Genomic DNA, 10,915 nt, shown 5'->3' on the forward strand with positions numbered 1-10,915 from the left:
CGATCTAAATAAACAGGGGGAGCCTAAGCTCCCCCCTGTCGTCATCTGCAGCGTTATTACAGCATGACCTTTCTTGAAACGTTGACACGTCCCTTGGAATCGATTTCAATAACTTTTACGACGACTTCGTCGCCAACAGCAAATTTGTCTTCGATTTTTTCGAGGCGCTCCTTGGTCAACTGAGAAATATGGCACATGCCTTCTTTGCCTGGGAGGAGTTCGACGAAGGCGCCAAAGTTCATTATACGCGTAATCTTGCCGGTATAAACTTCACCGACTTCGATTTCCTTGACAATGTTCTGAATGTCCTTCATGGCTCTCTCGCCACTGATGCCATCCGGTGCTGTCACCAGGACACGGCCGTCATCTTCAATGTCGATTTTGACGCCATACTCCGAAGTGATCCTATTGATAACTTTTCCGCCTGGTCCAATGACTTCGCGGATCTTATCAGGATGGATGTTGATCATAAAGACGCGCGGTGCGTAAATGGACATGGTCGGACGCGGTTTATCCATAACTTTGGCCATTTCTTCGAGAATGAAGAGTCTGCCGCGGTTCGCTTGCGAGAGCGCGAGCTCAAAGACAGAGTCGTCAAGTCCCTTAAGTTTGATATCCATTTGAAGTGCAGTAATGCCATCCTTCGTGCCAGCGACTTTGAAGTCCATGTCGCCGAGTGCATCCTCAAGGCCCTGAATATCACTGAGAATCGTGAACTGACCTTCTTCTGCAATCAAGCCCATTGCAATACCCGCAACGGAATCTTTGATTGGCACGCCAGCATCGAGAAGCGACAGCGTCGAACCGCAGATGCTCGCCTGAGAGGAGCTGCCATTGCAGGTCAGGACTTCAGAAACGAGACGAATGGCATACGGGAAATCATTCTCATCCGGAATGACCGGGAGGAGCGCGCGTTCACCAAGGGCGCCGTGGCCGATGGAGCGGCGGTTGGTTCTCATCATGCCTACTTCGCCGACTGAAAACGGCGGGAAGTTGTAGTGGTGCATGTAGCGTTTCGTGTCCTCAAGTCCGAGGCCGTCTATGCGCTGAGCTTCGCCAAGTGCGCCGAGTGTCGTGATGGTGAGCGCCTGAGTCAGGCCGCGCGTGAAGAGTCCTGAACCGTGGGTTCGCGGAAGGAGGCCGACCTCACACCAGATTGGTCTGATTTCGTCAGCTTTTCTGCCGTCAGGACGGATTTTTTCAATAGCGATCATCTTGCGGACGATTTCTTTCTCAACGGACTTGAAGAAATTATTCATGAAGCCAATTTGAGTAGGATAGGTCTCGTCAAATGCCTTGTGCATTTCATCCTTAATGCCTTCAATGGTCTCTGTACGCTCTGCTTTGTCTGCAATGCGCAGGGCAGTGTTAAGCTTGCTTCTGAGGAAGTTGTCCAGCTCAGTGACCATGGCGTCGTCTACAACAGGAATTTGAATCTCGAACTTAGGCTTTCCAATTTCAGCCTGGATGCCTTCAATAAAGGCGACAAGACGCTTTATTTCCGCGTGACCGAACAGGATCGCGCCCAGCAAGACTTCCTCTGAGAGGATGTCAGCGCCGGCTTCAACCATGGTGATGGCATCCTTTGTACCGGATACGACCAGGTGGAGCGAAGACTGCTCGCTTTGAGCCACATTAGGATTGATGATATACTGTCCGTCAACATAACCTACAATGACAGACCCCGTTGGGCCTTCAAAAGGAATATCAGAGACAGAGAGCGCGATAGAAGAGCCAATCATGGCAAGAACGTCAGGCGCATTGTCCTGGTCTACTGAGAATACCGTATTGACCAGCTGAACTTCATTGCGGTAGTGCTCCGGAAACAGAGGACGGATCGGGCGGTCAATGAGACGCGCCGTCAAGGTCGCTTTTTCAGAAGGACGGCCTTCACGCTTGATGAAGCCTCCCGGGATTTTTCCAACAGCGTATTGTTTCTCTTCATACTCAACCGTCAGCGGAAAGAAGTCGATGCCTTCGCGTGGCTTCTTGGTACCCGTCGCCGCGGAAAGCACGACGGTGTCTCCCATGCGAATCATGCAGGAGCCGTTGGCAAGGTTTGCGACTTTGCCAAATTCAACTTCCAAGGTTTTGCCGGCGAAATCATACTGATACCGTTTTACATTGGGTTCCATAAATTTCCTCCTATAAGTCTGAGCGATGACCGGCTGAGAAATTTATCCTACTTGACCAAAGCGCCGAAGCACACGACGAGATCTGGAAGCTTCGACACGTTCGTCAAGTAGGACAAACCTAAAATAAATTTCTTTTGCAGCCGGCTGCCGCATTCAGATGATAAAATAAGTGAGCGGGATTGCCGCTCACTTAAGTGATTGACCAGTCAGTGGCCATGTTCAGTCACGATTGTAAGTACGCCGCATAACGGCGTCCCTGCCGTCGTGAAAGGCCCTCAGGTCAAGCAGCCTCGTTCACATTACTTTCTGAGTCCGAGTCTTCCGATCAGCTCTCTGTAACGCTCGATGTCATTTTGACGCAGGTAGTTGAGAAGGTTTCTTCTCTTACCAACCATTTTAAGAAGACCTCTGCGTGAATGGTGGTCTTTTTTGTGCGTCTGAAGATGACCGTTGAGTTCATTGATGCGCGTTGTAAGGAGCGCGATCTGTACCTCAGGGGAGCCTGTGTCGCCTTCGTGGGTTTTGTAAGCTTCAATGACTTCGTTTTTCTTGTCTTTTGTGATCATTAGTCACACCTCCATAATTATTCCAGAATCCGTGAAGACCGTCGGTGTCTTCGGTCATCTCAGACTAAGGCTTTAACATTAAAATAATACCACATAGGTCACGGGTTTACAATGATTATTCGCGAACCTTTTGGAACCAAATTCCATGCTCCCGAATGAGTTGAATGAATGATGCCGGGTGGTCTGTCAGTGGGCGATTCAAACCATCGGCAAAGCTTAAAAGCTTTAAGGGCTTATAGCGGCCGATGGTCAAAGTAAAAGCGCTTCGCCCGTTCCACATCCGCATCTATGACCTCAACCAGTTCCTGGATGCTGTTGAAATGAGCTTCATCCCGAAGTCGGTCCACCAAAAAGACTGTCAGCATCTCACCGTAGATTTCCTTGTCAAAATTCAAAATATAAGTTTCAATACTAAGCTCGTGCTGATTGAAAGTCGGATTATAACCGACATTCGTTAAGCTGTGGTAGCGCACACCCTGGTATTCCGTTTCTGAAACGTAGACCCCGGGCTTGATAAGCGTCATTTGGCTGGAGATCATAAAGTTCGCAGTGGGATAACCCAGTTGGCGTCCCAGCTGCTTGCCCTTTTTGATTATGCCGCTGACGGCGTAAGGTCTGCCGAGCAGTCGCTCCGCTTCCCTTATTTCTCCGTGTCTCAGATGTTTTCGGATCAGGGAGCTCGATACCTTCTCCCCTTCAATTTCGACCGGGTCGAGGATAAAAAGCTCATAGCCGTACTTTTTAGACAACTGCTTGAGCAGTCTGGCATTCCCGGCAGCCCGTCTTCCAAATTTAAAGTCGAAGCCGATGCTGATGAGACGTACATCCATGCCATCAATCAGATAGCGCTCGACAAAGTCTTCTGCTTCAGTTGACATCAAAGTCTCGTCGAATTCTATCAAAACGAGATAATCGACGCCGAGTTCTTCAATGCGCTGAATTTTTTCTTCCACCGCAATGAGCCTGAGGGATTTGAGCTCAGGATTAGTCAGTTCTCTGGGATGATTTGAATAAGTGAAGACGACACTTTTCACGCCCAGGCGTTTACAGGCTTCAACATGGGCCTCTATCAGCTTTTTGTGGCCAACATGAAGCCCGTCAAAAGTGCCCAGGACTATGCCGACTTCTTTATGAAGGTCAGTAATTTCGTGGATGGAGTCAAATATCAGCATGATCATCACCACTCATCAACAATTTTTCCAGTGTAGGCTTGCCATCCGGCCCCTGAAAGGTACCAAGGCCAATAAACACAGACCCTTGATAAATCCTGAATTGATTGACATCAGCGCTCTCAAGTTTTTGGGTCATGGGGGTTAAATCTGTTCTGACGCCGTTTATCAACAATCGGCCAACTCTTTCATCCACCTGGATAGACGGGAGATGTTTGAATGGCGCGTCTATACTGTGGAGCGCAGCTTCAATGGCAGATTTGTCCATAGTTTCAAGGGCTTCAAGGGTTATTGCGTTTTCCAGGGTGAACGTACCGCTTGCGGTGCGCTCAAGTGCTGTCATTACGGCGCCGCAGCCGAGCTTCTGACCGACATCATGACACAGGGTCCTGATATAGGTCCCCTTGGAGCAGACGACATTAAAGACTGCACTGCCCTGATCCTGATCAAGAGCCAGGATCTCAATGGAACGAATCCAGCGGATTCTGGCTTCGCGCTCAATTTCAATGCCTTCGCGGGCCAACTCATAAAGCTTTCTACCGCCGACCTTAACCGCGCTGTACATAGGCGGAATCTGGCGGATTTCTCCCACCATGGACATCAATGCGTCGCGAAATGCCTCTGTGGTTGGCAATGGACCGCCTGTCAGGGTCACTTCACCCCATATATCCTGGGTGTCACTTACTTTTCCCAGGCTCATTTCACACCGGTAGGCCTTGTCTTCTGATGAAAGAAATTCCACAATGCGGGTGGCCTTCCCTAAACAAACAGGCAGGACCCCTGTAGCCATGGGATCCAAAGTGCCGGTATGACCTATGCGCTTCATTCTCGTCAGGCGTCTGAGGATCGCCACGACGTCGTGAGAGGTCATTCCGGAAGGTTTATATACATTCAAAATGCCATTCAAGACAGTCCCACCGCCAATACTATTTGCTCCAGGATTTTATGCCGGACTTCCTCCAGGATGCCCGTCACTGTAAATCCTGCAGCCCGGGTATGACCGCCCCCGCCAAAGTGGAGAGCCAGGCGGCTGACGTCAAAGTCATGCTTTGACCTGGCGCTGATCTTAAAGACTTCTGGTGCAGTCTCTTTAAGAAAAAGCGCCACTTCAACGCCGGATATATCTCTTAAAAACTCACAAATGCCATCTGTTTCATAGTTTTTGATCTCTCTGGACTCTGCCTGCTGCAGCAGAACATGAGATACCGCGATCTTTCCGCCCCGGGTCAGCATCAGATTATCCAGTGCTATCCCAAGCAGTTTAACGCCGTCAAGGGGTTTGGTATGATACAGTTTCGCGTTGATGGCCGCTGTATCAATGCCTGAATCGATCAAGAGACCCGCGAGACGCATGGTTTCAGAAGAGGTATTGGAATACCTGAAGCTCCCTGTATCCGTTGAAACAGCCGCATAGATTGCTTCAGCCGCCCTTTGGGTCAGGGGTGTTTCATGCACTCCGAACAACCGGAAAATCATTTCACCGGTTGAAGAGGCATGGCCATCCACCTGATTAACAGTCGCGAAATAGTCATTCGTCACGTGGTGATCAATATTATAGGTTTTTCTGGCTTGTGTGAACAGCTCTAATTTGTCTGCAATTCTCGACAAATCACTGCAATCCACCACAAAGACGTCAAATGGCACTGCGCCTTGATTCAGCCGCACCTCCGACACCTTGACGAAACGATCATCCCTGAGCCATTCCAGCGACTCCGGAAGGCCATCCTCCATGACGATTCGGACTGGAATGTCCATGAGTTCCAGAAGCTCACACAGCGCAACCACAGAGCCCACAGCATCCCCGTCCGGGAGGCTGTGGGTCATAATTAATGCGGATTTGGGATAAGCTTGTTTATTGACATAAAGTGGTTCCACCTTGACGACACCTCCAAGTGACGTCAGTCCGGGGATTTGCCCTATGGCTCACGGCATTGTCCCCTTCACTGACTAAACGTCGCTGTCTTCGACCTCTGCATCCGAATCCGCAGCGTCATCCATGTCCTCTTCGTCCTCCTCGGCTTCAAAATCATCCGAGATTTCATCAGCGTCATGAACCGCAGTGGCGTCATCATTTTCATTGACTTTCTTGATCAGGTTGGTCAGGTAGACCCCTTTTTCAATGGATTGATCCTTGATAAAAATTGGCTCAGGCGTGTATCTCAAATCAATGGCTTTGCCAATTTCTTTTCGTATAAATCCTTTGGCCTTATTCAGACCTTCAATGGTTTGGTCTATGTCCGCTTTAGGATCATAGACACTGATGTAGATATTCGTATAGCGAAGATCGTTGGTTGTATCCACTGATGTGACACTGGTCATTCTAGAAATTCTGGGATCTTTAAGTTCAAACAGCAGGAGATTGCTGACGACTTTTTTGATCTCTTCTGAAATTCTTCTCGTTCTTGTGATTCCCATAATTTACACCTGCTTTCAATATCACCCTCAGGGGTCCGGGACCAGGCTGCAGAAATAACCTTGGATAGACTGTAATGCCTATTCGGACGCCTGATGTCGGGTGCATTGGTTTATGAACGCTTGACTTCCTCAATGATGAACGCTTCGATTTCGTCGCCTTCTTTAAGGTCATTGTAATTTTCGATACCGACGCCGCACTCATAGCCTTGTGCCACTTCTTTGGCGTCATCTTTGAAACGCTTCAGTGACGACAGTTTGCCTTCATGAATGACAATGCCTTCACGAATCAATCTGATCTGAGAATGACGTGTAACTTTGCCGTTAGTGACGTAAGCCCCTGCAATGGTACCTATGTTAGGAACCTTGAAAGTCGCACGAATAGAGAGCGTTCCCAGAACGACTTCTTTGTAAATAGGCGCCAGCATGCCTTTCATAGCAGCCTCGACGTCATTGATTGCCTCATAGATAATTCTGTAGGTCTTGAGTTCGACGCCTTCGCTGTCAGCCAGGGAGGCTACGACAGAAGACGGTCTTACGTTGAAGCCTATAATAATGGCATTGGATGCTGACGCCAGAAGGATATCCGACTCGGTAATGGTTCCGACGTTGGCATGAATGACATTGACTCTGACTTCTTCGTTCGTGATCTTGCCAAGCGTAGTCTTTAACGCTTCTACAGAGCCATGGGCATCAGCCTTGACAATGATATTGAGATCTTTAATCTGACCCTGGCTGATCTGGTTGAACAAATCTTCCAAAGAGATATGCGGCGTTTTGCGGAGCGTCGATACCCTCAGCTCAGCCTGACGTTTTTCTGCCATTGCGCGCGCTTGTTTTTCTTCCTCAGTCGCGTAGAATTTGTCGCCGGCAGTCGGAACATCATTAAGACCCGTGATTTCAACTGCGGAAGCCGGACCAGCCTGCTTGATTTTCTTTCCGTGGGAGTTGAACATTGCTCTGACACGGCCGTAAGTAGCGCCGGCTGCAACCGGGTCGCCTATGCGAAGGGTTCCGTTGTCAATCAAAACCGTCGCGACTGGGCCTCTGCCCTTCTCAACTTTGGCTTCCAGGATTGTACCCAAAGCCGGGCGTTTAGGGTTGGCTTTAAGCTCAAGCATCTCCGCCACAAGCAGGACCATTTCCAAAAGAACATCTATGCCAATATTTTTGATAGCAGACACTTCCACTGAAATGATATCGCCGCCCCACTCTTCAATGAGGAGACCTCTGTCAGCCAGTTCCTGTTTAACGCGGTCAGGATTTGCATTTGCTTTGTCAATTTTATTGATGGCAACAATGATTGGTACGCCGGCAGCTTTGGCGTGGTCAATGGCCTCAATAGTCTGAGGCATGACGCCGTCATCTGCGGCTACGACGAGAATGGCAATGTCCGTCACTTTAGCGCCGCGTGCGCGAAGGGTTGTAAACGCTTCATGGCCCGGCGTATCGAGGAAGACAATCTTCTCACCCTTGAGCGAGACCTCTGAAGCGCCAATATGCTGCGTAATGCCGCCGGCTTCGCCGGTTGTCACGCTCGTATTCCGGATTGCGTCAAGCAGGGAGGTCTTGCCGTGATCGACATGGCCCATGACGGTCACCACAGGTGCACGCTTGGTCAGATCTTCAGGTCGGTCATCAAAGTTATAGCGTTTTTCTTCGATTTCCTCTTCAGTAAGTTGTCTTGAAACCGCAATTCCGTATTCTACAGCGATCATCTCAGCTGTATCAAAATCAATCTCCTGATTGAGAGTAGCCATAACGCCGAGGTTCATCAGCTTCATGATGATTTCGCGCGGCTGTTTCTTGAGATCTTTCGCGAGATCCGCAATAGAAACGGTTTCACCCAGGACAATGTCATTCTCATAACTGAATTCCTGAGGTCTGAACGCAGGATTGGTTTCCTGGCGGACGATCTTCTTCTTGCCTTTGCGGTTTTTGGCAGCGCGGCCTTCCAGCTGCTGCTCGACTTCTTCCTCAGCCTCTTCAATAGCCCGGATCACCTTTTTAGGTTTTTCTGACTTTTTGTCTACGAGACCCGGCGCGATAATCTCATCTTCCAGGTCTTCCTCATAGAGGTCGTCAAGCTCGTCTTCCAGCAGCTCTTCCTCTTCAAGAACAGCTTCACTGTCCTCGTCCCCGCCACTGGCCAATAACTCTTTTAAAACTTCAATGTCGCTGTCTTCCAGCGCACTCATATGATTGTGAACCTCGACGCCGAGTTCTTCGAATTTTTCTATCAATTCTTTACTCGTCAGATTCAATTCTTTTGCAAGTTGGTATACTCTAATTTTCGACAATTTGCGTCACCTCCGCGATCTATTCACCGGTTTTCTCCATGCTGTCAGCATCCAGTGGGCTTTCGGAGACAAGTGCATCTTCTGATTCACTTGTTTCCGGTGCTCTGTTCAATTTCAGCATTTGAGTCGCAAAGCCCTGGTCTACAACACCTATCAGGGCGCGATTGGATTTGCCAATCGCCTGCGAGAGCGTATCCTTGTCCAGCACATCCAATAGTTCAACATTAAATGAGGCTTTCCATTGATTTGCCCGATCCTTCGTGTTATCCGAAGCATCACCGGCTACGATGAGTAATTTCACTTTTCTTTTTTTCAGGGCTATATGCACTGTATCTTCACCGGCAACCAGTTTGCCAGCCTTCTGGGCAAATCCGAGAAGCGTTAGAAAGGCATTGTTCATTTTTTCAACTTCTCCTCAAGCTGCCGCTGAAGCTCTGCATAGACGGCTTTGTCTATTCTGGTGCCAAGGGATCTGCTGAGAGCGTCACGCTTCTCAGCTTTCTTGAGGCACTCGGGATCCGGGCACAAATAGGCGCCTCTTCCGTTTGCCTTGCCAACGAAGTCAATGAAGACCTGATCTTCATTGTTCTTGACGACGCGGATGAGTTCCTTTTTGGTTTTCTGTTCGCCACATCCAACGCAAGTGCGCATAGGGATTTTTTTGGGTTTCACGGACTTACGCCTCCCTCGTTTGAAACCACCGGCATCCATCTTCAGATTCGCCGACAGTTGTAAAGATGATGGTACTGCACATTATGCTTCTGTCGTGTATGAGCCCGACTTGATTTTTTCATATTGGCTCGCACTTTTTATGTCAATTTTCCAATTTGTCAGCTTAGCTGCGAGTCGGGCGTTCTGGCCTTCCTTGCCAATAGCCAGGGAGAGCTGATAATCCGGTACAACTACGGTAGCGGATTTTTCGACCTCATGGACGACGACCAGATCTACTTTGGAAGGGCTGAGAGCGTTGGAGATGAAAACGGCAGGATCCTCGCTCCATTCAATGATATCAATTTTTTCTCCGCCGAGCTCATTGACGATATTCTGAACCCGGGTCCCTTTGGGTCCGACACAGGAGCCAACCGGATCCAGATCTTGATTTCTCGCGTAAACAGCGAGTTTTGTCCTCGAACCGGCTTCTCTAGAAATCGCTTTGATCTCGACTTCCCCACTGAAAATTTCAGGCACTTCCAGTTCAAACAGGCGCTTCACCAGACCCGGGTGCGTTCTGGACACCACAATCTGCGGTCCTTTGCTCGTCTTGTTGACTTCGACGATAAAGGTTTTGATGCGGCCTCCCTGAGGATATTCCTCACCTGGGATCTGCTCGCTTGGCATCAACACAGCTTCGGTCTTTCCGAGGTTAATGAAGATCGTCCCTTTGGAGATGCGCTGCACGGTTCCCGTTACAATTTCGCTTTCTCGATCTACAAACTCATCAAAGATGATGGAACGCTCCGCCTCGCGAATCCGCTGTACGACGACCTGCTTAGCAGTCTGAGCAGCAATGCGTCCAAAATCCCGCGGCGTGACTTCCTCATCAATGATGTCGCCGAGCTCATAGTTCGGGTCTATTTTCCTCGCGTCTTCAAGGGCAATGTCGAATGAATCCTCATCCGGAACCTCAACGACCTCACATCTGGAATAGACGCGAACATCCCCCGTGTTTTCGTCAATCAGGACTTTAACGTTGTGGGAAGAACCAAAATTCTTTTTGTAAGCGGTGATGAGCGCAGCTTCTATGGTCTCAAGAAGCAAGGCCTTGGAAATGCCTTTTTCCCGCTCCAGTTGCTCCAGCGCCTCGAGCAATTCGTGTTTCACTTATTCTCCTCCTATCTCATCCAGGTTGTCGAATTTACCGACCAGCCTGATGCTTGAAATCTTCTCTTTGGACAGTTCTACCATTTTAGCACCCATTTCGATGGTCAAGATGCCATCCGAATAAGCGCTCAAGGTACCTTTGATCAGCTTGAGCCCTTCCACTGAAGTGTAAAGCTTCGCCTGAACCGTTCTTCCTATATTTCGTTCAAAGTCCTCCGGACGCTTCAGCTCGCGCTCGACACCCGGTGACGTGACTTCCAGAAAATATTGTTCTTCGATAGGGTCAATCTGGTCGAGCTTGGCATTCAGTTTTCTGCTGACCTCACTGCAATCATCCAGGCTGACGCCTTCTTCCTTGTCTATGGTCAGTCTGAGATACCTGAAAGGTCCTTCCTTAACAAACTCGACATCAATCAGTTCAACCTCTGCCTCCGCACAAATGGGTTCTGCCACTTTGCGGACAACGTCGACGACTCTTTGTTTTTTCAATTTTAAGCGCCTCCTCGTGCCTT

At 49.2% G+C, this 10,915-nt stretch carries 11 protein-coding genes; all 11 read right to left on the reverse strand.

The window, feature by feature from the left end; genetic code table 11:
* Positions 1–56: 56 nt before the first annotated feature.
* The gene (gene pnp, locus OEL90_RS00090; RefSeq protein WP_291400458.1) at positions 57–2,135 is read right to left on the reverse strand and encodes a polyribonucleotide nucleotidyltransferase; all 2,079 of its coding nucleotides are present in this window, start codon (positions 2,133–2,135) and stop codon (positions 57–59) included.
* A gap of 299 nt (positions 2,136–2,434) precedes the next feature.
* Positions 2,435–2,701 carry a 30S ribosomal protein S15 gene (gene rpsO / locus OEL90_RS00095; RefSeq protein ID WP_300686485.1) on the reverse strand — a complete coding sequence of 89 codons (267 nt, stop codon included), beginning with the start codon at positions 2,699–2,701 and terminating at the stop codon, positions 2,435–2,437.
* Positions 2,702–2,934: 233 nt separating this feature from the next.
* Complete coding sequence (locus OEL90_RS00100; protein ID WP_300686488.1) at positions 2,935–3,873, reverse strand: bifunctional riboflavin kinase/FAD synthetase; 939 nt, start codon at positions 3,871–3,873, stop codon at positions 2,935–2,937.
* Complete coding sequence (truB, locus tag OEL90_RS00105; RefSeq protein WP_291400454.1) at positions 3,860–4,777, reverse strand: tRNA pseudouridine(55) synthase TruB; 918 nt, start codon at positions 4,775–4,777, stop codon at positions 3,860–3,862. The genes OEL90_RS00100 and truB overlap by 14 nt, the downstream gene beginning before the upstream one ends.
* Positions 4,774–5,745, reverse strand: a complete 972-nt coding sequence (locus tag OEL90_RS00110) for a DHH family phosphoesterase (protein WP_291400452.1) — start codon at positions 5,743–5,745, stop codon at positions 4,774–4,776. Before OEL90_RS00110 ends, truB begins: the two co-directional genes overlap by 4 nt.
* 72 nt (positions 5,746–5,817) lie before the next feature.
* Entirely contained in the window at positions 5,818–6,285 is a 468-nt protein-coding gene (rbfA, locus tag OEL90_RS00115) for a 30S ribosome-binding factor RbfA (protein WP_291400449.1), read from the reverse strand.
* A 110-nt stretch (positions 6,286–6,395) separates the two neighbouring features.
* The gene (infB, locus tag OEL90_RS00120) at positions 6,396–8,582 is read right to left on the reverse strand and encodes a translation initiation factor IF-2 (protein WP_291400447.1); all 2,187 of its coding nucleotides are present in this window, start codon (positions 8,580–8,582) and stop codon (positions 6,396–6,398) included.
* Between the two features lie 19 nt (positions 8,583–8,601).
* Complete coding sequence (locus tag OEL90_RS00125; protein ID WP_291400445.1) at positions 8,602–8,982, reverse strand: L7Ae/L30e/S12e/Gadd45 family ribosomal protein; 381 nt, start codon at positions 8,980–8,982, stop codon at positions 8,602–8,604.
* Complete coding sequence (gene rnpM / locus OEL90_RS00130) at positions 8,979–9,254, reverse strand: RNase P modulator RnpM (RefSeq protein WP_291400443.1); 276 nt, start codon at positions 9,252–9,254, stop codon at positions 8,979–8,981. Before rnpM ends, OEL90_RS00125 begins: the two co-directional genes overlap by 4 nt.
* An 81-nt stretch (positions 9,255–9,335) precedes the next feature.
* On the reverse strand, positions 9,336–10,403 hold the full coding sequence (gene nusA, locus OEL90_RS00135) for a transcription termination factor NusA (protein ID WP_291400441.1): 1,068 nt from the start codon (positions 10,401–10,403) through the stop codon (positions 9,336–9,338).
* Positions 10,404–10,892: a ribosome maturation factor RimP gene (gene rimP, locus OEL90_RS00140; RefSeq protein WP_291400439.1), complete on the reverse strand. Its 489-nt coding sequence runs from the start codon at positions 10,890–10,892 to the stop codon at positions 10,404–10,406.
* Positions 10,893–10,915 lie beyond the last annotated feature (23 nt).

Origin of the sequence: Acidaminobacter sp. (assembly GCF_030247605.1) — a bacterium.
Classification (GTDB): Bacteria; Bacillota; Clostridia; order Peptostreptococcales; family Acidaminobacteraceae; genus Acidaminobacter.

Coding starts and splice junctions, on each gene's coding strand:
- OEL90_RS00125 (WP_291400445.1), bottom strand. CDS start 8,982: ATGAACAATGCCTTTCTAACGCTTCTCGGATTTGCCCAGAAGGCTGGC.
- rpsO (WP_300686485.1), bottom strand. CDS start 2,701: ATGATCACAAAAGACAAGAAAAACGAAGTCATTGAAGCTTACAAAACC.
- OEL90_RS00100 (WP_300686488.1), bottom strand. CDS start 3,873: ATGCTGATATTTGACTCCATCCACGAAATTACTGACCTTCATAAAGAA.
- pnp (WP_291400458.1), bottom strand. CDS start 2,135: ATGGAACCCAATGTAAAACGGTATCAGTATGATTTCGCCGGCAAAACC.
- rbfA (WP_291400449.1), bottom strand. CDS start 6,285: ATGGGAATCACAAGAACGAGAAGAATTTCAGAAGAGATCAAAAAAGTC.